Annotated in this window: 23 protein-coding genes, 2 pseudogenes and 1 riboswitch; of the genes and pseudogenes, 20 read left to right on the top strand and 5 right to left on the bottom strand. The window is 72.7% G+C overall.

Annotated elements, in window-relative coordinates:
* The first annotated feature begins 69 nt into the window (after nt 1-69).
* From E1166_RS31040 to E1166_RS18825, 13 genes and pseudogenes are all read left to right on the top strand, one after another.
* Nucleotides 70-219, top strand: coding sequence for a hypothetical protein (locus E1166_RS31040; protein ID WP_165944374.1), 150 nt, complete (start codon nt 70-72; stop codon nt 217-219).
* A gap of 173 nt (nt 220-392) precedes the next feature.
* Nucleotides 393-1,415, top strand: coding sequence for a heat-inducible transcriptional repressor HrcA (hrcA, locus tag E1166_RS18870; protein ID WP_132340611.1), 1,023 nt, complete (start codon nt 393-395; stop codon nt 1,413-1,415).
* 75 nt (nt 1,416-1,490) lie between these two features.
* Complete coding sequence (gene dnaJ / locus E1166_RS18865; RefSeq protein WP_207914344.1) at nt 1,491-2,636, top strand: molecular chaperone DnaJ; 1,146 nt, start codon at nt 1,491-1,493, stop codon at nt 2,634-2,636.
* Complete coding sequence (locus E1166_RS18860; RefSeq protein ID WP_132340607.1) at nt 2,637-3,371, top strand: 16S rRNA (uracil(1498)-N(3))-methyltransferase; 735 nt, start codon at nt 2,637-2,639, stop codon at nt 3,369-3,371. It begins immediately after the preceding gene.
* A 166-nt stretch (nt 3,372-3,537) separates the two neighbouring features.
* A complete protein-coding gene (locus tag E1166_RS18855) occupies nt 3,538-3,888 on the top strand; it encodes a histidine triad nucleotide-binding protein (RefSeq protein ID WP_132268437.1) in 351 nt (116 codons plus the stop codon).
* Between the two features lie 303 nt (nt 3,889-4,191).
* Nucleotides 4,192-4,887 (top strand): annotated as a pseudogene (locus E1166_RS32150) (PhoH family protein); the annotation flags it as partial.
* Nucleotides 4,876-5,694 (top strand): annotated as a pseudogene (locus tag E1166_RS32730) (LAGLIDADG family homing endonuclease); the annotation flags it as partial. The pseudogenes E1166_RS32150 and E1166_RS32730, both read left to right, overlap by 12 nt.
* A gap of 153 nt (nt 5,695-5,847) precedes the next feature.
* Nucleotides 5,848-6,321 (top strand): PhoH family protein, encoded by a 474-nt coding sequence (locus E1166_RS32140; RefSeq protein ID WP_347813030.1) that lies wholly within the window; start codon nt 5,848-5,850, stop codon nt 6,319-6,321.
* A gap of 14 nt (nt 6,322-6,335) precedes the next feature.
* Complete coding sequence (gene ybeY, locus E1166_RS18845) at nt 6,336-6,809, top strand: rRNA maturation RNase YbeY (RefSeq protein WP_132340603.1); 474 nt, start codon at nt 6,336-6,338, stop codon at nt 6,807-6,809.
* Complete coding sequence (locus E1166_RS18840) at nt 6,785-8,188, top strand: hemolysin family protein (RefSeq protein WP_207914343.1); 1,404 nt, start codon at nt 6,785-6,787, stop codon at nt 8,186-8,188. The genes ybeY and E1166_RS18840 overlap by 25 nt, the downstream gene beginning before the upstream one ends.
* Nucleotides 8,181-8,567 carry a cytidine deaminase gene (locus tag E1166_RS18835; RefSeq protein WP_132268448.1) on the top strand — a complete coding sequence of 129 codons (387 nt, stop codon included), beginning with the start codon at nt 8,181-8,183 and terminating at the stop codon, nt 8,565-8,567. The genes E1166_RS18840 and E1166_RS18835 overlap by 8 nt, the downstream gene beginning before the upstream one ends.
* Nucleotides 8,564-9,463, top strand: coding sequence for a GTPase Era (gene era / locus E1166_RS18830; RefSeq protein ID WP_132340601.1), 900 nt, complete (start codon nt 8,564-8,566; stop codon nt 9,461-9,463). Before E1166_RS18835 ends, era begins: the two co-directional genes overlap by 4 nt.
* Before the next feature lie 157 nt (nt 9,464-9,620).
* On the top strand, nt 9,621-10,835 hold the full coding sequence (locus tag E1166_RS18825) for an acyltransferase (RefSeq protein WP_132340599.1): 1,215 nt from the start codon (nt 9,621-9,623) through the stop codon (nt 10,833-10,835).
* Here E1166_RS18825 and E1166_RS18820 read toward each other — a convergent pair.
* Entirely contained in the window at nt 10,816-11,592 is a 777-nt protein-coding gene (locus E1166_RS18820; protein ID WP_132340597.1) for a DUF4097 family beta strand repeat-containing protein, read from the bottom strand. The genes E1166_RS18825 and E1166_RS18820 overlap by 20 nt on opposite strands.
* A 100-nt stretch (nt 11,593-11,692) precedes the next feature.
* Between E1166_RS18820 and recO the strand changes: the two genes are divergently transcribed.
* The 3 genes from recO to E1166_RS18805 all read left to right on the top strand — a co-directional run bounded on the left by recO (nt 11,693) and on the right by E1166_RS18805 (nt 13,637).
* A complete protein-coding gene (gene recO, locus E1166_RS18815) occupies nt 11,693-12,559 on the top strand; it encodes a DNA repair protein RecO (RefSeq protein ID WP_132340595.1) in 867 nt (288 codons plus the stop codon).
* A gap of 32 nt (nt 12,560-12,591) precedes the next feature.
* A complete protein-coding gene (locus E1166_RS18810; protein ID WP_207914342.1) occupies nt 12,592-13,368 on the top strand; it encodes an isoprenyl transferase in 777 nt (258 codons plus the stop codon).
* A gap of 83 nt (nt 13,369-13,451) precedes the next feature.
* Nucleotides 13,452-13,637, top strand: coding sequence for a hypothetical protein (locus tag E1166_RS18805; protein ID WP_132268463.1), 186 nt, complete (start codon nt 13,452-13,454; stop codon nt 13,635-13,637).
* Nucleotides 13,638-13,819: 182 nt separating this feature from the next.
* Here the strand turns inward: E1166_RS18805 and gndA are convergent, their stop codons facing one another.
* Nucleotides 13,820-15,262 (bottom strand): NADP-dependent phosphogluconate dehydrogenase, encoded by a 1,443-nt coding sequence (gene gndA, locus E1166_RS18800; RefSeq protein ID WP_132340591.1) that lies wholly within the window; start codon nt 15,260-15,262, stop codon nt 13,820-13,822.
* A gap of 486 nt (nt 15,263-15,748) precedes the next feature.
* Between gndA and E1166_RS18795 the strand changes: the two genes are divergently transcribed.
* Entirely contained in the window at nt 15,749-16,015 is a 267-nt protein-coding gene (locus tag E1166_RS18795; RefSeq protein ID WP_132340589.1) for a hypothetical protein, read from the top strand.
* A gap of 106 nt (nt 16,016-16,121) precedes the next feature.
* On the opposite strand, the gene E1166_RS18790 is transcribed toward E1166_RS18795, so the two are convergent.
* The 3 genes from E1166_RS18790 to E1166_RS18780 form a co-directional block, all read right to left on the bottom strand.
* Nucleotides 16,122-16,922 carry an energy-coupling factor transporter transmembrane component T gene (locus E1166_RS18790; RefSeq protein ID WP_132340587.1) on the bottom strand — a complete coding sequence of 267 codons (801 nt, stop codon included), beginning with the start codon at nt 16,920-16,922 and terminating at the stop codon, nt 16,122-16,124.
* Nucleotides 16,919-18,334 (bottom strand): ABC transporter ATP-binding protein, encoded by a 1,416-nt coding sequence (locus tag E1166_RS18785; protein ID WP_132340585.1) that lies wholly within the window; start codon nt 18,332-18,334, stop codon nt 16,919-16,921. The genes E1166_RS18790 and E1166_RS18785 overlap by 4 nt, the downstream gene beginning before the upstream one ends.
* Before the next feature lie 107 nt (nt 18,335-18,441).
* A complete protein-coding gene (locus E1166_RS18780; protein WP_132340583.1) occupies nt 18,442-19,026 on the bottom strand; it encodes an ECF transporter S component in 585 nt (194 codons plus the stop codon).
* Between the two features lie 75 nt (nt 19,027-19,101).
* A riboswitch (TPP riboswitch) is annotated at nt 19,102-19,208 on the bottom strand.
* Between the two features lie 112 nt (nt 19,209-19,320).
* Between E1166_RS18780 and E1166_RS18775 the strand changes: the two genes are divergently transcribed.
* The 3 genes from E1166_RS18775 to E1166_RS18765 all read left to right on the top strand — a co-directional run bounded on the left by E1166_RS18775 (nt 19,321) and on the right by E1166_RS18765 (nt 22,891).
* Nucleotides 19,321-20,157 (top strand): alpha/beta hydrolase, encoded by an 837-nt coding sequence (locus E1166_RS18775; RefSeq protein ID WP_132340581.1) that lies wholly within the window; start codon nt 19,321-19,323, stop codon nt 20,155-20,157.
* A gap of 83 nt (nt 20,158-20,240) precedes the next feature.
* Entirely contained in the window at nt 20,241-20,777 is a 537-nt protein-coding gene (locus tag E1166_RS18770) for a DUF6328 family protein (protein ID WP_132340579.1), read from the top strand.
* A gap of 101 nt (nt 20,778-20,878) precedes the next feature.
* Nucleotides 20,879-22,891 carry an acyl-CoA dehydrogenase family protein gene (locus E1166_RS18765; protein WP_132340577.1) on the top strand — a complete coding sequence of 671 codons (2,013 nt, stop codon included), beginning with the start codon at nt 20,879-20,881 and terminating at the stop codon, nt 22,889-22,891.
* The last annotated feature ends 178 nt before the right edge of the window (nt 22,892-23,069 follow it).

Genomic DNA, 23,069 nt, shown 5'->3' with positions numbered 1-23,069 from the left:
GGGGAGGAGCCGAACGGGGCCGTGGGCTCGTCGGAGCCGCCGGCACCGGTAGGGCGAGGTGGTTCGGTCATGAAGGTCACGGTAGGGGCTGACGGCAAGGGGCACCAGAGTGACACCTCCGCCGAGATCCGGATGACCGCTCCTGGTGGGCCGGTGCCGCCGACCGGCCGCACCGGTCGTCCGTCGCTGATCATCGCGTCGGCGGGAACGCCGACGTAGACTGGCACTCGGTACAGTCGAGTGCCAGAGCGTTGGGTGCCGGAGCGATGGTCGCCGGCACGGTCGGGTCGCCCGGCCGGTCGGTCGCCCGCCGCGTCGGTCGCCCGCGCGGTCCGGTGCCGTCGGCCCGGCCCCGGACCGCTCCGGGCAGACGTGCGTCAGGAGGTGGGGAGATGGGTCTCGACGACCGCAAGCTCGCCGTGCTGCGTGCGATCGTCGAGGACTACGTCGCCACGCAGGAACCGGTCGGCAGCAAGGCCCTGGTCGAGCGGCACCAGCTCGGGGTCTCGCCGGCCACGGTGCGCAACGACATGGCTGTGCTGGAGGAGGAGGGCTACATCCGGCAACCGCACACCAGCGCGGGTCGGGTGCCCACCGACCGCGGCTACCGCCTCTTCGTCGACCGGCTCTCCCGGGTCAAGCCGCTCAGCCCCGCCGAGCGGCGGGCAATCGAACGTTTCCTGGTCGGCGCGGTCGACCTGGACGACGTGGTGCACCGCACGGTCCGGCTGCTGGCCCAGCTCACCCGCCAGGTCGCGGTGGTGCAGTACCCGTCGCTGGCCCGCTCCTCCGTGCGCCACCTGGAGCTGGTGCCGATCTCCACCACCCGGCTGATGCTGGTCATGATCGCCGACACCGGCCGGGTCGAGCAGCGGCTGGTCGAGCTGCCCGCGCCGGTCCCGGCCGAGGACGTCACCGACCTGCGCCGGCTGGCCAACGAGAAGCTGGTGGGCAGCCGGCTGTCGGACACCCCGCCGTTGGTCCAGGCCCTCGTCGAGGAGTCGGCGCCGCACCTGCGCGGCGCCATGACCACCCTGTCCACCGTGCTGTTGGAGACGCTGGTCGAGCGGCACGAGGAGCGCCTCGCGCTGGCCGGCACGGCCAACCTGACCCGGGGTGGCCTGCTCGACTTCCAGGGTTCGCTGCGGCCCATCCTGGAGGCGCTGGAGGAGGAGGTTGTCCTGCTCAAGCTCATTGGGGAGGCCGAGCCGAGCACCACCCGGGTGCTGATCGGCGACGAGAACGAGATCGACAACCTGCGCGCCGCCTCGGTGGTCAGCACCGGGTACGGCCCGGGCACGACCATCGTCGGCGGTCTGGGGGTGCTCGGTCCCACCCGGATGGACTACCCCGGCACCATCGCCACGGTGAGGGCCGTGGCACGCTACGTGGGCGAGCTGCTGGCCCAGAACTGACGCAATGCAGGGCCCGGAGCCGGCTCCGGGCGACGACCGGCGCAACGTGAGACGAACATGAGGACACCGAACGCAGTGGCCAGGGACTACTACGGCATTCTCGGCGTGAGCCGGGAAGCCTCCGACGACGAGATCAAGCGCGCCTACCGTAAGTTGGCGCGCCAGTTCCACCCGGACGTGAATCCGGATCCGGAGGCACAGGAGAAGTTCAAGGACATCAACGCCGCGTACGAGGTTCTCTCGGACGACCGTAAGCGGCAGATCGTCGACCTGGGTGGCGACCCGCTGGCCCCGGGCGGCGGGGGTGCCGGTGGGCCGGGCGGCCCCGGCGGGGCGGGCCCGTTCGTCGGCTTCCAGGACATCATGGACGCCTTCTTCGGCGGGGCTGCCGGCGGCGCCCGGGGGCCGCGCCCGCGTACCCGGCCCGGGGCCGACGCGATCCTGCGGCTCGAGCTGGACCTGCACGAGACCGCGTTCGGCGTCGAGGCACCGATCACCGTCGACACCGCGGTGCTCTGCACCACCTGCTCCGGGGCGGGCACCGCGGCCGGCACCCACCTGGCCACCTGTGAGGCGTGCGGCGGCCGGGGCGAGGTGCAGTCGGTGCAGCGCACCTTCCTCGGCCAGGTGGTCTCCGCCCGGCCGTGCACCGTCTGCCAGGGCTACGGCACCACCATCCCGCACCCCTGCCCGACCTGCGCCGGCGACGGAAGGGTGCGGACCCGCCGCTCGCTGACCGTCAAGATCCCGGCCGGCGTCGAGGACGGCATGCGGATCCGGCTCGCCCAGCAGGGCGAGGTCGGCCCGGGCGGTGGCACCGCCGGCGACCTCTACGTGGAGATCCACGAACGGCCGCACGACGTCTACTCCCGCAAGGGCGACGACCTGCACTGCCGGGTCACCGTGCCGATGACCGCCGCCGCGCTCGGCACCCGGCTGACCATCAAGACCCTCGACAGCGAGGAGACGGTCGACGTCAAGCCCGGCACCCAGCCGGGCAGTACGCTGCGGCTGCGCGCCCGGGGCGTGCCGCACCTGCGCGGCACCGGCCGGGGCGACCTCTACGTCCACCTCGACGTGCGGACCCCGACCAAGCTCGACGCCGAGCAGGAGCGGATGCTGCGCGAGTTCGCCAAGACCCGGGGCGAGGAGGTCGCCGAGCTGACCAAGCAGGGCGGCTTCTTCTCCCGGATGCGCGACGCGTTCAACGGGCACGCCTGAGTGTCCGCACCGCTGTTCCTGGTCGAGGCACTGCCGGTTGCGGACACGCTGACCCTGGACGGCCCGGAGGGGCGTCACGCGGCCACCGTCCAGCGGCTGCGCGTCGGTGAGGAGCTGCTGCTGGCCGACGGCCGGGGCGGCACGGCCACCGCCGTGGTCGCCGCCGTCGGCCGGGGCACCCTCGACCTGCGGGTCACCGCCCGGGGGTACGCCGACGCCGAGGTCCCCCGGCTGGTCGTCGTGCAGGGCATCGCCAAGGGTGACCGGGGTGAACTGGCCGTGCAGGCGATGACCGAGGTCGGAGTGGACGAGATCGTGCCCTGGGCGGCGTCCCGGTCGGTGACGCAGTGGCGGGGCGATCGCGGCGTACGGGCCAGGGAGAAGTGGGTCGCCACCGCCCGGGAGGCGACCAAGCAGGCCCGTCGCCCGTGGCTGCCGGTGGTGGCCGGCGCGCCCGACGAGTCCACCGCCGCCGTGGCGCGGCGGATCGCCGGGGCGCAGACGGCGTTCGTGCTGCACGAGGAGGCGCAGGAGCGGCTGACCGCCGTCGACCTGCCCGACACCGGCGAGATCGTGCTGGTGGTGGGACCCGAGGGCGGCATCGCCCCGGCTGAGCTGGCCGCCTTCACCGAGGCCGGTGCCCGCCCGGTCCGCCTCGGCCCGTCGGTGCTGCGTACGTCCACCGCCGGCGTGGTCGCCCTGACCGTCCTCGCCACCCGCCTCGCCCGCTGGTGATCCCACGCACGGTCGCGCCGCCGGGACGCCCCGGGGTCAGCGCGGCTGTGCTCGCCTGGCCGGCCGCCGTGGGTGACCACGAGTGAGAGTCGGCCGGCGGCGGGTGACCGGCCGGAGTGAGGGGCGCGTCGCGGGCGAGCCGGTCGGTACGACCTACGATGCCCGAATGGGAGCTGACTGCCTGTTCTGCCGCATCGTCGCCGGGGAGATCCCGGCGACCATCGTCCGGGAAACCGACCGCACGCTCGCCTTCCGCGACATCGACCCGAAGGCGCCGGTACACGTGCTGGTCATCCCCAAGGAGCACTACGTCGACGTGGCCACGCTGGGCCAGGGTGACCCGGCGCTCGCCGGTGAGGTGCTGGCCACGGCCGCCGCCGTGGCCGAGGACGAGGGGCTGCTCGGCGACGGCTTCCGGCTGATGTTCAACACCGGCGCGTACGGCGGGCAGGAGGTCTTCCACGTGCACGCGCACCTGCTCGGCGGCGCGCCGCTGGGCCCGATGCTCGCCCGCTGACCGGCCCGGCCGACGCCCGCTGCCGGCCGGCCCTGGTCGGGGTGGTGGTCGGCCGGGGCGGGGTCTTCCGTTGCGCCGTTCGGGGATGTCAGGCCAGCGGGATGCCCCATCTCGGCGCGGTCGGAGTCGATCAAACAGCTGGGCGCTAGCCGGCGGGCGTTTGGTCCGGTCTGCCGCAGGCGGAAATGGACCGGGTGCCCCCGCCGCGGAACGGATACCATGGGTACAACGTCCGCACGCCGCGCCAGCAGGGCCCGGCGCCGAGATCGGAAGCAGGTGGCACAGGGCCTGACGGCCCGAGCTATGACCGGCACCCCACCTCCCGGCCCGCCCCGGGTGCAGACCAGGATCACGGTCCCCGACCCCAAGATCATGGTGAATCTGCTCGGCGCGGGCGACGAGATCCTGCGGCTCGTCGAACGCTCGATCAACAGTGACGTGCACGTGCGTGGCAACGAGGTGACCATCACCGGTACGCCCGCCGACAACGCCCTCGCCGAGCGCCTCTTCAGCGAGCTGCTCGAACTGATCGAGAAAGGCGAGACCCTGACCACCGACGCCGTCCGGCGTACCGTCGGCATGCTCGAGCAGGGCAGCGCCGAGCGCCCCGCCGAGGTCCTCACCCTCAACATCCTGTCCCGGCGCGGGCGCACCATCCGTCCCAAGACCCTCGGGCAGAAGAAGTACGTCGACGCGATCGACGCGCACACCATCGTCTTCGGCATCGGCCCCGCCGGTACCGGCAAGACCTACCTGGCGATGGCGAAGGCCGTGCAGGCGCTGCAGGCCAAGCAGGTCAACCGGATCATCCTCACCCGGCCGGCGGTCGAGGCGGGGGAGCGGCTGGGCTTCCTGCCCGGCACCCTCAACGAGAAGATCGACCCGTACCTGCGCCCGCTCTACGACGCGTTGCACGACATGCTCGACCCGGAGTCCATCCCGAAACTGATGGCCGCCGGCACGATCGAGGTGGCGCCGCTGGCATACATGCGCGGGCGTGCGCAGCCGTACGACGCGCGGGTGCTGACCCCGGAGGGCTTCAAGCCGTTCGGGTCGCTCCGGATCGGTGACCTGGTCATCGGGTCGAACGGGACACCCACCCCGGTGATCGGCATCTACCCTCAGGGGCCCCGGAAGGTCTACCGGGTCACCACGCAGGACGGGGCTTCCACCCTCTGCTGCGGCGAGCACCTCTGGACCGTCGCCACCCCGGACGACAAGCGGCGCGGGCGCCGGCGCACGCTCGAGACGCGGGAGATGATCGGCAAGGAGTGGCGGGGTCATACTCGCCGGTACGAGCTTCCCGTCGTGGCACCGGTGCAGATGGAGCCCCGGGACGTCCCGCTCGATCCGTACGCGCTCGGTCTGCTGCTCGGTGACGGTTCGATCTCGTGTCAGACCACGCCGGCGTTCAGCACCGGGGATCCGGAACTCGCGCTCGCGTTGGAGCAGGCGCTCACCGACATCGAGCTGGTCCACAAGAGCAACTACGACTACGGCCTCCGGCACGTCAAGGGTCACCGGGGCGGCGTCATCGTGGCCAACCCGGTGACGGCGGCCCTGCGTGAGCTGAGCCTGGCCGGTACGACGTCGGCTACGAAGTTCGTCCCCGACGTGTACAAGTCCAACAGCCTCGACGTTCGTCTGGCCGTGCTGCAGGGGTTGCTGGACACCGACGGCGGGCTGGTCGTCCAGGCGGGTCGCACCTGCCGGGTGCAGTACTGCACGACGTCCCCCCGACTGCGCGACGACGTGGTCCACCTGGTCCAGTCGTTGGGTGGCGTCGCCACCTGGCGGGTCCGGGAGGCCGAGGGGCGCAGGCCCGGCCTGGCGAAGGGACGTCCGGTCTCGTACCGGGCCGACGCCTACGTCGTGGAGATCCGGCTGCCTGCCGGGATCGCGCCCTTCCGCCTGTCCCGCAAGCGTCGGCTGTACGACGAGCATGGCGGTGGTCGGCCGATGCGGTTCATCGACTCGATCATCCCGGCCGGTGTGCAGGAAACGATGTGCATCCAGGTCGCGGCGGAGGACTCGCTGTACGTCACCGACCACTTCCTGGTCACACACAACACCCTCAATGACGCGTTCATCATTCTCGACGAGGCGCAGAACACCACGCCCGAGCAGATGAAGATGTTTCTCACCCGGCTCGGCTTCGGTTCCAAGATCGTGGTGACCGGTGACGTCACCCAGGTGGACCTTCCCGGCGGGACGACCAGTGGGCTGCGGATGGTCCGGGAGATTCTGGCGGGGGTCGAGGACGTGCACTTCGCCCCGCTCTCCAGCTCCGACGTGGTCCGGCACAAACTGGTCGGGGAGATCGTCGACGCGTACGCCCGCTGGGACGCCGAGCGGGAGAACCAGCAGGCGCAGGGCGTGCACGCCGTGCCCGGGCGGACCGCCCAGGGCGGCCGGGCCGGTCGGCGCCGCTAATGACAGAGGAAGACATGTCCATCGAGATCGCCAACGAGTCCGGCGTCGAGGTCGACACCGACGCCGTGCTCGCCGTCGCCCGGCACGCCCTCGACGAGATGGGGGTCAACCCCCTCGCCGAGCTCTCCGTGCTGCTGGTCGACATCGACTACATGACCGAGCTGAACCACCGCTGGATGGGCGGGGACGGGCCGACCGACGTGCTCGCCTTCCCGATGGACGAGGGCAGCGTCGACCACGGCCCGGGCGAGAGCGCCCCGGCCGGCGGCGAGCCGGCCCTGCTCGGTGACATCGTGCTCTGCCCGGAGGTGGCCGCCAAGCAGGCCGCGGCCGCCGGGCACTCGGCCGCCGACGAGCTGCACCTGCTCACCGTGCACGGGGTGCTGCACCTGCTCGGGTACGACCACGCCGAGCCGGAGGAGGAGCGGGAGATGTTCGGGCTCCAGGCGCGACTGCTGGCCAGCTGGCGGTCGACCCGGGCCCGGTGATGGACACTCTCGCGGCGGGCCCGACAGCGGGTCTGCCCGACCTCCAGTTGATCTTCTTCGCCGCCGGTCTGGTGGTGCTCGCCGGCCTGATCGCGATGACCGAGGCGGCGCTGGCCGCCGTCTCTCCGGCGCGGGCCGCCGAGCTGGCCCGGGACGGCGCGCGGGGTGCGGGCACGCTCCAGGCGGTCGCCGGTGACGTGGTCCGCCACCTCAACCTGCTGCTGCTGCTTCGGCTGCTCGCCGAGTTGACCGCCACCACGTTGGTGGCGTTGGTCGCGGTGGACACCTACGGTGCGGGCTGGCGGGCGGCGCTGCTCACCGCCGGCGCGATGACCGTGGTCAGCTTCGTGGTGGTCGGCGTGGCCCCGCGTACCCTCGGCCGGCAGCACGCGTACGCGGTCGGTCGGTCGGTGGCGCCGTTGGTGCGCTGGCTGGGCCGGGCGCTCAACCCGCTCGCCTCGCTGCTGATCCTGATCGGCAACGCGGTCACTCCGGGGCGCGGTTTCCGGGAGGGCCCGTTCGCGACCCAGGTGGAACTGCGTGAGCTGGTCGACCTGGCCGAGAAGCGCGGTGTCGTGGAGCACGGCGAGCGGCAGATGATCCACTCGGTCTTCGCCCTCGGCGACACCATCGCCCGGGAGGTGATGGTGCCGCGTACCGAGATGGTGTGGATCGAGGAGGGCAAGACCCTCTCCCAGGCGTTGACGCTCTTCCTGCGCTCCGGTTTCTCGCGGATCCCGGTGATCGGGGAGAGCGTCGACGACGTGCTCGGTGTGCTCTACCTCAAGGACCTGATCCGGCGTACCCGTGGTGGCGACCCACGCGACCACCAGACGCCGGTCCGGGAGCTGATGCGACCGGCGACCTTCGTGCCGGAGTCCAAGCCGGTCGACGACCTGCTCTCGGAGATGCAGGCCGCCCGCAACCATCTGGTCATCGTCGTCGACGAGTACGGCGGCACGGGCGGCCTGGTCACCATCGAGGACATCCTGGAGGAAATCGTCGGGGAGATCACCGACGAGTACGATGTCGAACGCCCGCCGGTCGAGCACCTGGCGGACGGGTCGGTGCGGGTGACCGCCCGGCTCCCGGTGGAGAATCTCGGTGAGCTGTTCGACACCGAGCTGCCCACCGACGAGGTGGAGACCGTCGGTGGCCTGCTGGCCCAGGCGCTGGGCCGGGTGCCGATCCCCGGCGCCGAAGCCGAGGTCGCCGGGCTGCGCCTGCTCGCCGAGGGCACCACCGGCCGGCGCAACCGGATCGACACCGTGCTGGTCAGCCGGGTCGAGCCAGGCGGCCAGCCAGCGGGGGGCGGCGAGTCCACCGAGTCCCGCACGGACCAGTCCAGAACCGAGGAGAGGCAACCCGCCGATGCCTGAGTCACCCGCCGTACCGGCCGCTCGGCCCACCCCGTCCGACCCGGCCGCGTTGAGCGCCGAGGACGGCAAGCTGGTCGTCCTGGCCCGGGGCGCCCGAGGCCGAGTGGGGGCCGTGGAGGGCGCGGCGGTCCGCGACCAGGACGGCCGGACGTACGCCGCGGCCAGTGTCGCGTTGCCGTCGCTGACCCTCACCGCGCTTCAGCTGGCGGTGGCCTCCGCCGTCGCGGCGGGAGCCACCCGGTTGGAGGCGGCCGTGGTGGTGACCGAGGCGTCGACGCTGGACGGGGCGGGGCACGCCGCCGTGCGGGATCTTGCCGCCGACGCGCCGATCCACGTCGCCGCGCCGGACGGCACGGTCCTCGGCACGGTGGTCGAGTGACCGCCGACGTCACCCGGCGTCCGTACCGGGCGGGGTTCGCCTGTTTCGTCGGCCGACCCAACGCGGGCAAGTCGACGTTGACCAACGCGATCGTCGGCCAGAAGATCGCGATCACCTCGAGCAAGCCGCAGACCACCCGGCACGTGATCCGGGCCGTACTGCACCGCCCGGACTCCCAGCTCGTCCTGGTGGACACGCCGGGCCTGCACCGTCCCCGTACGCTGCTCGGCGAGCGCCTGAACGACCTGGTCCGCTCGACCTGGAGCGAGGTCGACGTGATCGGGCTCTGCATCCCGGCCGACGAGCCGATCGGTCGGGGTGACCGGTTCATCAGCGGTGAGCTGGCCGAGCTGAAGGCCACCGTGCTGGCCGTGGTGACCAAGACCGATCTTGTGGACCGCAAGCGTCTGGCCGAGCAGCTGCTGGCGGTCAGCGAGCTGGGCGAGTTCGCCGACGTGGTGCCGGTCAGCGCCGTCTCGGGGCACCAGGTGGACACCCTGGTGGACGTGATGACCGGTTATCTGCCGCCGTCGCCGCAGCTCTACCCGGACGACATGCTCACCGACGACCCGGAGCAGGTGCTCGTCGCCGAGCTGATCCGGGAGGCGGCCCTGGAGGGGGTTCGCGACGAGTTGCCGCACTCCATCGCGGTGGTCGTCGAGGAGATGATCCCCGAGGGCCCGGTCATGAAGATCTACGCCGACGTGTACGTCGAGCGGCCCAGCCAGAAGGCGATCGTCATCGGGCACCGGGCCAGCCGGCTCAAGGACGTGGGCACCCGCGCCCGCCGGCAGATCGAGGAGCTGCTCGGTACCCGGGTCTACCTCGACCTGCACGTGCGGGTGGCGAAGGACTGGCAGCGGGACCCGAAGCAGTTGCGCAAGCTCGGCTTCTGAGGCCGGTCGCCGGGAGGGACGGGGTGCCGGCGCGCGCCGGGACGGCCCGTGCGATGTGCAAAACCTCACGTTTGCCCCCATAATGCGCTGGTTTCACAGGATCGGCTCGCAGGGTAGGGAACAGTGACCCCTTGCCCCCTGACATAGATGCAGGCTGATGCGTAATCGATACCTTGACCTGCTGCGCGCCCTGGCCCTCATCCGGGTCGTGGTCTACCACGTCACCGGGCTCGCCGCGCTGACGCTGGTCTTCCCGGCGATGTCGGTGATGTTCGCGCTCGCCGGTTCGCTGATGGCGGCCTCCCTCGACCGCTGCGGGCCGTCCGCGGTACTGCGCCGCCTACGCCGGCTGCTGCCGTCGCTGTGGGTGGTGGCGGCGGTCCTCGTACCGGCCATGCTGCTGACCGGGCTGGCGGTGCACCCGCGGGTGCTGCTCTGGCTCTTCCCGGTCGCCGATCCGCCAGCCAACTACTGGGGGGCGCTGGCGCTCAGCCCGATCTGGTACCTGCGCGACTACCTCTGGTTCGTGCTCGCCTCGCCGGTGGCGCTCTGGCTGTTCCGGCGCGCGCCTCTGCCCACCCTGCTGGCCCCGTACGTCCTGCTGGTCGCCATCGAGTCCGGCATCCTGGCCACCGCGTCCACCGTGCTGCACCACTTCGGTCTCTACTTCGGTGCGTGGCTGCTCGGCTTCGCCCACCACGACGGCATGCTGCGACGACTGGCCAACCGGGTGCTGGTGCCCACGGTGCTGGTCCTCGGCGCGGCCGGCGGCGGGTGGATCCTCACCCACCCCGGCCCGCGCGGGTACGACCTCAACGACATCCCGCTGGGCAACGCGCTCTGGTCAGCCGCGTTCATCCTGCTGATGATCGGCCGCGCCCCGGTCGCCGCCGCCTGGGTGGACCGGAGTCCGCTGGTCGGCCGGCTGGTGACCGTGGTGAACCGGCGGGCACTGACGATCTACCTCTGGCACATGCCGTTCGTGGTGCTGCTGACGCCGATGGTGGGGCTGGTCGGCTGGACCGACCGCGACCCGATGGGACTGGCCGTCCGGGTGGTGCTGGTCTTCGCCCTGGTCGGCGTCGTCACCCTGCTGGTCGGCTGGGTGGAGGACGTGGCTGCCCGCCGGCGGCCCGAACTGATCCCCGGCGGCCGGGCGCCGACCCGGACCGACCCGGCGCGCCCGGCCGCAGCCGGCGGGGCCGGCTCCGTGGACATGCCGACGAGTCCGCCACCGGCCGGTGCCAGCTTCGGCGTGGACGGGCCGGTGGTCCGCGCGGGTGCACCCGGACGGGCGGCGGTGCCCGACCCGCGCCGGGCCGACATCGCCCCCGAGAGCACCACCGTCGACCTCAACGTTGGTCGACGGTGACGTTCCCGCTGCCGGTGCTCAGATCGAGCAGCAGGGAAGCGCCCGGATCGTGTTGGACCCCCAGGCTGGCGTCGCCGGAACCGGTGTGGGACTGCACCCGGTACCGACCCGGGGGCACACCCAGCGTCACGTCCCCGCTGGCGGTGTGCGCCCGCGTCGAGGCGGGCCGGTCCAGACCGAGGGTGACGTCACCGGAGCCGGTCTCCGCGTCCACCTCGCCGCCGAGCCGGTCGCCGGTGATGTCCCCGGAGGAGGCGCGCAGCCGCGTCACACCGGCCACGCCGGTCACGTCGATGTTGCCCGAGCCGGTCTCGACGCGTACCGGGCCGGTGGCGGAGGTGACCCCGATGTTGCCGGAGCCCAGCACGAAGTCGACGGTGCCGACCTTGGTCAGTTCGACGTCGCCGGAGCCGGTCTCGCCCCGGACCGTGACTCCCTCCGGCGCGGTCACCTCGTACGACACCGAGCAGCGGGGGCCACAGCGGGTGTCGAGCACCAGCTCGTCACCGCGGATCTCGTACGTGCGTGCCGGCTGGTCGCCCTGGTAGCGCAGCACCCGTTTGACGCGGACCTCGGTGGCCGGGCCGGTCGCCCGCACCACCACGTCGCCCGAGCCCGGCCGCACCGTCACCGTGCCGATCCGGACCGCCTCGGTCTGGTCGAACTCCAGCCGCCGGAACGCCAGCGTGTCACACCCGGCGGTGAGGATGAGAGCGGTGGCCGCGCCCAGGGCCGCGGCGCTGCGGGGAAGAACCATGCTTCCCAACCTAGGGCCGCGCGTTGGCTCACACATCAGGGACGTGGTCGGGTCCACCCCGAACCGACCCTGATTTCCCACCCCGAGGGAGAATGGTCCGATGGCCGGGTACCGCCGACAGCTCTACCGCGACGACGCGGTGGTGCTGCGCGTGCAGAAGCTGGGCGAGTCCGACCGGATCATCACGCTGTTGACCCGCCGGCACGGCCGGATCCGCGCGGTGGCTCGCGGCGTGCGGCGCACCACCAGCCGGTTCGGCGCCCGGCTGGAGCCGTTCGGGCACGTCGACCTCCAACTGGCCGGCGACCCGAAGGGCAACCAGGGCAGCTCGTTGCACACCGTCAGCCAGGTCGAGGGGATCGACCTGTACGGCAAGCGGTTCCTCGGCGACTACCCCCGTTACACGGCAGCCAGCGCGATCGCCGAGACGGCGGAGCGGCTCACCCCCGTCGAGCGGGAGCCGTCGCTGCGGCTGTTCCAGCTCACCCTCGGCGCACTCAAGGCCCTCGCCCGGGGCGAGCACGCCACCACGCTGGTGCTCGACGCGTACCTGCTGCGCGGGATGTCCCTCGCCGGTTGGGCTCCGGCGCTGGTCGCCTGCGCGGTCTGCGGCACGCCGGGGCGGCACCGGGCGTTCTCCGTGCCGGCCGGCGGCGCGGTCTGCCCGGACTGCCGGCCGCCTGGCGCAGCGCATCCCGCCCCGGCCACCATCGACCTGATGTCCGCGTTGACCAGCGGTGACTGGGTGGTCGCCGACGCCACCGACCCGGGCGTACGCCGGGAGTGCAGCGGCCTGGTCGCGGCGCACCTGCAGTGGCACCTGGAGCGCGCGTTACGCTCGCTGCCGCTGGTCGACCGGGGTGCTCCGGCGCCCGGCGCTCCGCCGCCGGGCGGCGCGGGGCCGGGTGCGGTCCCGCCGCGCGTCGGGCCCGCCACCGCCGCTGTGTTCAGGGAGAGGACCGAGTGATCCGATCGACGAGGGGCGTCCGACGCCAGCCGGTGCCACCGACCCCGCACCCGTCCGGCGCCCGGCCGCCGGCCCTGCCGGCCGATGCCCTGCCGAAGCACGTCGCGATCGTCATGGACGGCAACGGCCGGTGGGCCAAGGAGCGTGGGCTGCCCCGGACGAAGGGCCACGAGCAGGGCGAGTTCAGCCTCTTCGACACCATCGAGGGTGCCATCGAGCTGGGCATCCCCTACCTGTCGGCGTACGCGTTCTCCACCGAGAACTGGCGGCGCTCCCCGGAGGAGGTCCGTTTCCTGATGGGCTTCAACCGGGACGTCATCCGCCGCCGCCGCGACCAACTCGTCGACCTCGGGGTCCGGGTGGTCTGGTCGGGGCGGGCCGGTCGCCTGTGGAAGAGCGTCATCAGCGAGTTGCAGACCGCCGAGGAGATGTCCCGGGACAACTCGACGCTGACCCTGCAGTTCTGCGTGAACTACGGCGGCCAGGCGGAGATCGCCGATGCCGCCGCCGCGATCGCCCGGGACGTGGCCGCCGGCCGGCTCGACCCGTCCAAGGTCAACGAGAAGACCGTGGCGCGGTACCTCTACCATCCGGAGATCCCCGAGGTGGACCTCTTCCTGCGCCCCTCCGGCGAGGAACGGATCTCCAACTTCCTGCTCTGGCAGACCGCGTACGCCGAGCTGGTCTTCCTCGACACCCTCTGGCCGGACTTCGACCGCCGCCACCTGTGGTACGCCTGCGAGCTGTACGCGCAGCGGGACCGTCGCTTCGGTGGGGCGCTGCCCAACCCGGTCGCCCCGCCGTCCTGACCTGGACGGGGCGCGGATCACGATTGGTGATCTCGGATCCGGGGTACCACCATCCCAGCAGCCGATCGCGGAGGTGAACCCACATGATGCAGAAGCGGATCGCCCAGTGGGCGGTCATGGCGGTCGCCGTGCCGCTGGCGGCGGCCGGTGCCCGTCGGCTCAGCCACTCGCTGGAGGCCCGTCGTGGTCCCACCGGCGTGAGCCGCCTGCTGGCCAAGGGCGCCGACCTGCTGCGCCCGCAGAAGGCCAAGCGTCGCCGGTTCTGGTGACGACCGTCCGACGCCGCCGCCCCCTCCGGGCGGCGGCGTCGTCGTGTCCGCCCCGGCATGCTCCGGGCACAGAGTGCGGCATGCCGCGCTGTCCCAAGGACGGGATGCACGACATGCCGCAACCGCCTGGTCATCTGGTCATCGCGTGCCCCACCGGGACGCGGTGGACCGGCGGGTGAGGGTCAGCCCGCCACCTCGGAACGGTCACCGGACCAGAGGGTGTGGAAGGTGCCCTCCCGGTCGACCCGACGGTAGGTGTGCGCACCGAAGTTGTCCCGCAGGCCCTGGATCAGCGCCGCCGGCAGCCGCTGGGCGCGCAGCGCGTCGAAGTACGCCAGTGACGAGGAGAACGCCGGGGTGGGCACGCCGGCCCGGGCCGCGTCGGCGACCACCCGCCGCCAGCTCGGTACGCCGTCGCTGACCGCGTCGGCGAAGTACGGCGCCACCAGCAGCGTCGGCAGTTCCGGCTGCTCGTCGTACGCCTCCCGGATGCGGTCCAGAAAACGGGCCCGGATGATGCAGCCGCCGCGCCAGATGGTGGCGGTGCCGCCCAGGTCGATGTTCCAGTCGTACTCGCGGCTGCCGGCGCGGATGTGGTCGAAGCCCTGCGCGTACGCGACGATCTTGCTGGCCAGCAGCGCGCGCCGCACGTCCTCGACGAAGGTCTCCCGGTCCTCGACCTGCCACTTCTCGCCGGCGTCGCCGAAGGCGCGGCGGGCGGCCTCGCGCTGGTTGGCGTGGCCGGACAGCGACCGGGCGAACGTCGCCTCGGCGATACCGGTGATCGGGATGCCCAGGTCGAGCGCGCTCTGCACCGTCCAACGGCCGGTGCCCTTCTGCTCCGCCTGGTCGAGCACGATGTCGACGAACGCGCGACCGGTCGCCGCGTCGGTGTGCGCCAGCACGTCGGCGGTGATCTCGATGAGGAAGGAGCCCAACTCGCCGGCGTTCCACTCCCGGAAGATCTCCGCGATCTCCGCCGGGGTTGCCGACAGCCCGGCCCGCAGCAGGTCGTACGCCTCGGCGATGAGCTGCATGTCGGCGTACTCGATGCCGTTGTGGACCATCTTCACGAAGTGGCCGGCGCCGTCCGGGCCGACGTGCCGGCAGCACGGCGTGCCGTCCACCTGCGCGGCGATCTTCTCGAACATCGGGCCGAGCTTCGCGTACGACTCGGCGGAACCGCCGGGCATGATGCTCGGGCCGAGCAGCGCGCCCTCCTCGCCGCCGGAGACGCCCGTGCCGACGAAGTGCAGCCCGCGCTCGCGCAGCGCCTCCTCCCGGCGGCGGGTGTCGGCGAAGTGCGCGTTGCCGGCGTCGACGACGATGTCCCCCTCCTCCAGGAGCGGGACCAACTCGTCGATGACCGCGTCGGTGGGGGCGCCGGCCTTGACCATGACGATCACCGCACGGGGCCGTTCCAGCGAGGCGACGAAGTCGGCGAGGGACTCCGACGGCACGAATGCGCCCTCGTCGCCGTGCTCGGCCACCAGACTGCGGGTGCGCTCGGGTGAGCGGTTGTGCACCGCCACCGTGAAGCCGTTGCGGGCCAGGTTCCGGGCCAGGTTGCGGCCCATCACCGCCAGCCCGGTCACCCCGATCTGCGCCGTCGCCTGCTGCGCCATCTATGTCCGCCCTTCTCGTACGTCCGTGGTGCTGCGACCGTATCGTGCCCGACCCCGCCCGGGGAGTGGACGTCGACGCTGGGTGATGAACGCGCCGCGCGCCGTCGCCCGGGGACGCCCGCTCACCCGGTACGTACCCCTGGTGACCTGCGGCTGTGTGGTGTGGTCGGCTCGTCCCATGGTGGGCCCGTGCGGCTGTGGGTACGCCACGGCCACCGAGCGTTCCCGTCTGGTGGACGCTTGCGTCCGGTGCCGGCCGGTAAATCGGATGCGTCCGCCGCCGGCCGCCCGTTACCGTTCTGGCATGCGCATCTGACGCCCCTTCATCCAGAGCCCGACCCGCCGTCGTCGCGGGTCCGTGAGCTCCGGGCGTCCGCGTTGCCCTGAACGGGTCCTCTGTGGTCGGTCGCCCGGGCCGTTCCCTGCCCGCCGACCGCCCGCCCGTGTCGGGTGGCGGTCCTGTGAACCCGTAGCAGGAGGCAACGTATGCCCGCCAAACGCAGTCCCAGGAAGTACCCGCGCACCCAGTCCTTCGCCGCCGCACCCGACGTGTCGGCGGGCCTGGAGGTGACCACGGCGGACCTCGACGCGCTCGCCGTGGCACCCGCCATCCCGGCCGTGCTACCCGCCGACCGTGCCGGACGGTCGGTCGCGGCCCGGGCCACGCCGCCGTGGTCGTCGGACCGGTCGGTCCGCGGCGGCTCCATCACCGCCCGGGCGCAGACCCGCCGGTATGCCTTCCGGCGCAGCTGACCGGCCCCGACACCCGACGCCGACGGCGGCCACGGCCCGTCGGCGCCGGGTGTCGGCGTGGTCGTCCGCCCGCGCTGTGGCCCGCTCCGGTCGTGGCTGCCGGCGCTCAGCCGAGCAGTGGGCGGAAGGTGCCCAGTGCGATGCTCACCGCCAACGCCCCGCCGGCCAGCACCGCCGCACCGACGAGCAGCAGCCAGTCCGCCGTGCCGAAGTGCTGCCGGCGGGCGACCGTCCGGGGGGTGCCGGCGTCGAAGCCGCGGGCGTCCATCGCCACCGCCAGCCGGGTGCCCCGCCGGATCGCACCGACCAGCAGGGCGAAGGCGGTCGACCCGAACAGCCGCAACCGGGCCACCGGATTGCGTCCAGCGTCCACGCCCCGCGCCCGGCGGGCCAGCGCGATCGTCTGCCACTCCTGACCGAGCAGCGGCACCAGCCGGAACGCGGCCAGTGCACCGATGGCGAAACGGGCCGGGGCCTTCGCGTTCTGGATCAGCGCGTCGGCCAGGTCGGTCGGGTCCGTGGTGGCGAAGACGATGACCCCGGGCAGCGCCACCGCGAACATCCGCAGCACCAGCCCGAGCGCGGTGACCAGCACCCCTTCGGTCACCAGGACCGGCCCGACGTCCAGTAGCACCCGGCCGGAGCGGTCGGCGGCGAACAGCACCAGCGTGGCCACGATCCCCACGCCGCCGGCCAGCAGCGGCAGCGCCCGTCGGGCCAGTACCCGGTACCGGACGCCGAACAGCGGTAGCAGCGCCAACTCGATGGCGAGCGCGATCGCCGGGGCCACCGGATCCAGGGTGGCCACCAGGATGAACGAGAACACCAGCGCGGCGGCGAGCTTCGCCACCGGGTTGCGTCGGGCCAGCGGCGCGTCGGGGGCCGCGACGGGCTCCACGCCGATCACGGCCGCGCCAGGGTGACCGTGCGGTCGGCCAGGGCGGAGACGAAGTCCGCATCGTGGGTGACGGTGACCACGCCGTGCCCGTCGTCGCGCAGGTCGGCGAAGAGGTCCACCAGTTCCCGCCAGGTCCGCCGGTCCTGCCCGAAGGTTGGTTCGTCGCAGACCAGCAGCCGGGGCGCGGTGGCCAGCGCGGTCGCCACGCTCAACCGCCGGGCCTCCCCGCCGGAGAGGGTGTACGGGTTGGCGCCGGCCAGGTCGATCAGCCGCAGCCGCCCCAGCAGCGAATCCACCGTGGCCCGTACCGCCGGTTCGGGCTGGCCGGTGCGGCGGGGGCCGAGCGCCAGTTCGTCGAGGACGGTACCGGTGACGAACTGGTGCTCCGGATCCTGGAAGACCGAGCCGATCCGGCGGGTCAACGCGGGTGCCCGCCACCGGTGCGGGGGAGTTCGGGCGTCGGGACCGGCCAGGGCCGGCGTGGCGCAGACCCGGCCGGTGCCGGGGCGCAGCAGCCCACCGAGCAGCAGGGCCAGGGTCGACTTGCCGGCGCCGTTGGGTCCGAGTACGGCCAGCGCCTCGCCGGCGCGTACCGCACAGTCGGTGGCGGCCAGCCGGGGCGGCAGGCCGAGCCGGTCGGCGGTGAGCAGCACCTCCCCGGCGGGGGAGGGAGCGTGTCGGGGTGGCGTACTGCGGCCCGGCACCCAGACCCCGTCGGCGTCGAGCGCGTCGCCGTACCGGTCGAAAACCGCCTCGGGCGGGCCGTCGACGCGGATCCCGCCGCCCGGTTCCAGGACCACCACCCGGTTCACCAGCGGCAGCGCGTCGGCGACCCGGTGCTCCACCAGGATCAGGGTGGTGTCGTCGTCCAGCGCGTCGGCGACCGCCTGCCGGACCAGGTGCGCCCCGGCCGGGTCCAGGTTGGCGGTCGGCTCGTCGAGCAGCAACAGGCGGGGGCGCAGCGCCAGCGCGCCGGCCAGGGCGAGGCGTTGCTGTTCGCCGCCGGAGAGGGCGGCGGTGGGTCGGTCCCGGTGGTACGGAAAGCCGACCCGGCGCAGCGCGGCGTCCACCCGGGGCCAGATCGCCTCGGCCGGCACGCCCCGGTTCTCCAGCCCGAACGCCACGTCGTCGCCGCAGCGGGCCATCACCAGCTGCGACTGCGGGTCCTGGAAGACCACGCCGACGCGCTCGCGGGCGGTACGCGGATCCCGGCCGTCGATCTCGACGGTGCCCTCCCGCTCGCCGGAGTCCAGCGGCAGCAGCCCCGCCAGCGCCGCCAGCAGGGTGCTCTTGCCGGCCCCGGAGGGCCCCAGCAGCAGCACCCGCTCCCCGGCCGCGACGTCCAGATCGACCCCGCGCACCGCCCAGCGCCGACGCCCCGCGTGCCGCCACCCGAACCCCCGCAGCCGCACCGCGTTCACCGCCGTCCCCCTGTCTGCTTTGTGATCATGAGGTTGGCGGCACCGTCCGCGGTCCACATCGCCGCCAACTTCATGATCAACGCAATCGGGCCGGTGAGGGTGGTCGGTCAGACGGCGGGGCGGTCGCGGCCGGCGGGAAAGCGGTCCAGTACGCCGGTGCCGGCCAGGGCGCGCGTCAGGTACCAGCCACCGACGCCGGCGACGACCAGCGAGCTGACAGCGGTGATCAGAATGTACGGCAGACGGAAGCTGCCCCACGCCGTCCCGGGATACCAGATGAAGACGTCGTACAGAGCTGCGGCGACGCCGGCCAGCGTGCCGGCCAGGAGCGCCACCGGCATCCGGAAGGCGCGGTATCCGGTCGCCGCGAAAACCAGCTCCGCCGCGGCCGCCTCGGCCGGCCCCTGAACGACAAGCGTCCAGCCCCAGGCGCTACCGAGGGCCACGGAGACCAGTGCGGCCAGGGTCAGGGTGAAGAACGCGGCCCCCGGCTTCCGGACGACCAGGGCGCCGAGGACAGCCGGCACCAGCCACACGCCGTAGATAACGGCGCGGCCGGGCAGGGGAATCACCTCGGCGGGACCGTTCCACAGCAGCCCCCAGGCCCAGAAGATGACGCCGAAGGCGACTCCCAGCACCGCCGCGACGACGATGTCGATGGTGCGCCACCGGTTGCTGTCGGTGTGCTTCATGGTGTGCTCCCAGTCCAAATGATCGAACCAGGAGAAGACGCACGCCGCGCCCGGTGCTCGCCGGACGGCGGCGCGGCTGGAGGTCGACCGAACTCCCTGCGCTGGCATTACCCAGATCAGGTTCGAGGGTCTGCGGGCGGCCGCCCACACTCTCAGCGCTGTGCGCTCCCCTGTCGGAGGTGAAGGTGTTCTCGTCCAGACGCTAGCACCGACCTGCGGCAACGGCCCAGCCGGTGACCGGCGTGACACCCTCGTACGGCGACGCGCGCGGTGCGGTCGGCTACGGTGGCGATCATGCGGGTCGAGGCGCGAGGGCTGACGTTCGAGGTACGCACCGGCGGCCCGGGGGCCGGCGAGGCCGTCCTGCTGCTGCACGGTTTCCCCCAGCACGGTGGGGAGTGGGACGACGTGACGCCGCCGCTGCACGCCGCCGGCCTGCGCACCTACGCGCCGGACCAGCGGGGCTACTCGCCGGGCGCCCGCCCCGTCGAGGCGTCCGCCTACCGGGTGCCCGAGCTGGTCGCCGACGTGGTGGCGCTACTCGACGCCCTGGGTGTCGAGGCGGTCCACGTCGTGGGGCACGACTGGGGCGCCGTGGTGGCCTGGGCGCTGGCGGCGTGGCACCCGCAGCGGGTCCGGACGCTGACCGCCGTCTCCGTCCCGCACCCGGCCGCCTTCGGGTACGCGCTGGCGAACGATCCACGGCAGAAGGTCCGCTCCGCGTACATGGCGCTGTTCCGGCAGTCCGGCAAGGCGGAGAAGGTGCTGCTCGCGTTCCGGGCGGCTGCCCTGCGCAAGCTGCTCGCCGGCGTCGGCGACGCCTCCCGGGTCGCCCGGTACGCCGACCCGATGCGCGAGCCGGGCGCGCTGACCGGCGCGCTGAACTGGTACCGGGCCATGTCCTCGCGGGACCTGGCCGCCGTCGGGCCGGTGACCGTGCCGACCACCTTCGTGTGGAGCGACCGGGACGCCGCGATCGGCCGGACCGCCGCGGAGGACTGCGTCCGGCACGTGACGGGGGAGTACCGCTTCGTCGAGCTTCCCGGCGTCACCCACTGGATTCCCGACCAGGCGCCGGCCCCGCTGGTCGAGGCGATCCTGGCCCGGGTACGCGGTCACTGCGGTTCCTGAGCCGGTTTCGCGCGTGCCGTGCCGGGGCACCAGCTTGCTGCCGGCAATCCGGACCCGTCGGCATCGTCTTTCGGAGGTGGCACGTGTCCAGGGAATCGGAGCGGCAGCGCTGGCAGCGTAACTTCGCCGACCTGCTTCAGGAGTTGCGGGTCGCGCAGACCGGGGTGCAGATCCTCTTCGCCTTCCTGTTGACCCTGCCGTTCAGCTCCGGCTTTCCCCAGACCAGCGACTTCCAGAAGGACATCTACGTCGTCTCGCTGCTCTCCGCGGCGGCGGCCACGGCGGCGATCATCTCGCCGGTGGCCTTCCACCGGGCGCTGTTCCGGCAGGGCAGGAAACCGGAACTGGTCCGGTTCGCCCACCGGATGGCCAGTACGGGGCTCGCCTTCATGCTGGTCGCGATGGTCAGCGCGGTGCTGTTGATCACCGATTTCATCCTCGACCGGTCGATCGCCTTCGTGCTCAGCGGGATCACCGCGCTGTGGTTGCTGGCCCTCTGGGTGTTCCTGCCGTTCGCCCGCCGCAACTGGGGTGAGGACGACATCGACGACGACGATGACGACGACCACCCGCGGGACCTCGCCGAGGGCCGTCGCGCCGGGTCGGGCGCGGCCCGGTAAATCCGACGTGCACGTACGGCTACCGCTGGGTAACAACCAGGGGTAGCGTTGCGGATGTCACGCCCGTTGACGCGTCCGGACCGAGGTTCGAGGGGGCAGCCGTGACCACGACAGACAACAGCCGATCCGCCGCCGACGGCGCCGAGTCGCTGCCCGGGAAGTCGGGGCAGGCCGCCGAGCGGTCGGGACAGGGCTCAGAGCAGTCGGGGCAGGTCACCGAGAAGGAGGCCCGGCAGGTCGCCGAGGCCGCCCGGGAGACGGCCTGGGACCGGCCCAGCTTCGGCAAGGAGTTGTTCCTCGGTCGTTTCCGGCTCGACCTGATCAACCCGTGGCCCCGCTCCGATCCGGCGGACGTCGCGCGGGCTGAGGAGTTCCTGACCGCGTTCGAGGCGTACCTGCGGGCCGAGGTGGACGGCGCCGCCATCGAACGGGACGCCCGTATCCCCGACGAGGTCTTCCACGGGCTGGCCCGGCTCGGCGCCTTCGGTATGAAGATCGACCGGAGGTACGGCGGGCTGGGGCTGAGCAACCTGCACTACTGCCGGGCGCTGATGCTGGCCGGTTCGGTCAGCCCGGCGATCGGGGCGCTGCTCTCCGCCCACCAGTCCATCGGCGTACCGCAGCCGCTGAAGATGTTCGGCACCGACGAGCAGAAGCAGCGGTTCCTGCCCCGGCTCGCGGCCGGCGAGGTCTCCGCGTTCCTGCTCACCGAGCCCGACGTCGGCTCCGACCCGGCCCGGCTCGCCACCACCGCCGTACCCACCGACGACGGCACCGGCTACCGGCTCAACGGGGTGAAGCTCTGGGCCACCAACGGCACCGTCGCCACCCTGCTGGTGGTGATGGCCCGGGTGCCCGCCGCCGAGGGCCGGCGTGGCGGCATCACCGCTTTCGTGGTGGACGGCGACAGCGAGGGCATCACCGTCGAACGGCGCAACGCCTTCGTCGGCCTGCGCGGCCTGGAGAACAGCGTCACCCGCTTTCATGACGTCTTCGTACCGAAGGAGAACGTCATCGGCGGCGAGGGCAAGGGCCTCAAGATCGCACTGACCACGTTGAACACCGGGCGGTTGTCGCTGCCGGCGATGTGCGTCGGCGCCGGCAAGTGGGCCCTGCACGTGGCCCGCGGGTGGGCCGCCGACCGGGTGCAGTGGGGCCGGCCGGTCGGCGAGCACGAGGCGGTCGCCCAGAAGCTCGCCTTCATCGCCGCCACCACGTACGGCATGGAGACCATGCTGGACCTCTGCTGCCTGCTCGCCGACGACGACCGCAACGACATCCGCATCGAGGCGGCGCTGGTGAAGTTGTACGCCAGCGAGATGGCCTGGAAGATCGGCGACGAGCTGGTCCAGATCCGGGGCGGGCGCGGCTACGAGACGGCCGAGTCGCTCGCCGCCCGGGGGGAACGCCCGGCCGCCGCCGAGCAGCTCGTCCGGGACCTGCGGATCAACCGGATCTTCGAGGGCTCGACCGAGATCATGCACCTGCTGATCGCCCGGGAGGCTGTCGACGCCCATCTCTCCGTGGCCGGCGACATCATCGACCCGGACGCCGACCTGGGTCGCAAGGCGAAGGCCGGTGCCCGGGCCGGGGCGTTCTACGCCAGGTGGCTGCCCACCCTCGCGGTCGGGCCGGGACAGCGTCCGAAGGCGTACGGTGAGTTCGGCCCGCTCGCCGGTCATCTCCGCCAGGTCGAGCGGTACAGCCGCAAGCTGGCCCGGTCGACGTTCTACGCGATGTCCCGCTGGCAGGGCAGGATGGAGCGCAAGCAGGCGTTCCTCGCCCGGGTGGTGGACATCGGCGCGGAGTTGTTCGCGATGAGCGCGGTCTGCGTGCGGGCGTACGCCGAGAAGGACATTCACCCGGAGAACGTGGAGCTGGCCGACCTGTTCTGCCGGCAGGCCCGGGTCCGGGTCGAGCAGCTTTTCACCGCCCTGTGGCAGAACACCGACACCGTCGACGTGGCCGCCGCGAAGCGCATCCTCGCCGGCCGGTACGCCAGCCTGGAGGGCGGTGTGGTCACTCCACCGGCCGACGCCCCCTGGGTGGCCCCCTGGCAGCCCGGCCCCTCCACCGTCGCGGACGTACGCCGCCGCATCCCCCGGCCACGCTGACCTCACCACCCGGCGCCTGCGGGTCTCCCGAAGCGCCGGGGTCCGCTGGTTGGGGTCGGGTGGCTCACGGCTTGCGGCAGGCGGCGGTTCCCGATCGGGTGGATGCCCCGATATGCCGCAGGTCACGGCCGGGTGGGGCGCTCGCGGGGCGAGAGCCCCACCCGGCCGTGACCTGCGG

This window comes from Micromonospora sp. KC213 (assembly GCF_004348325.1).
Taxonomy (GTDB): domain Bacteria; phylum Actinomycetota; class Actinomycetes; order Mycobacteriales; family Micromonosporaceae; genus Micromonospora.
This window is presented reverse-complemented; position numbering and strand designations above follow the sequence as displayed.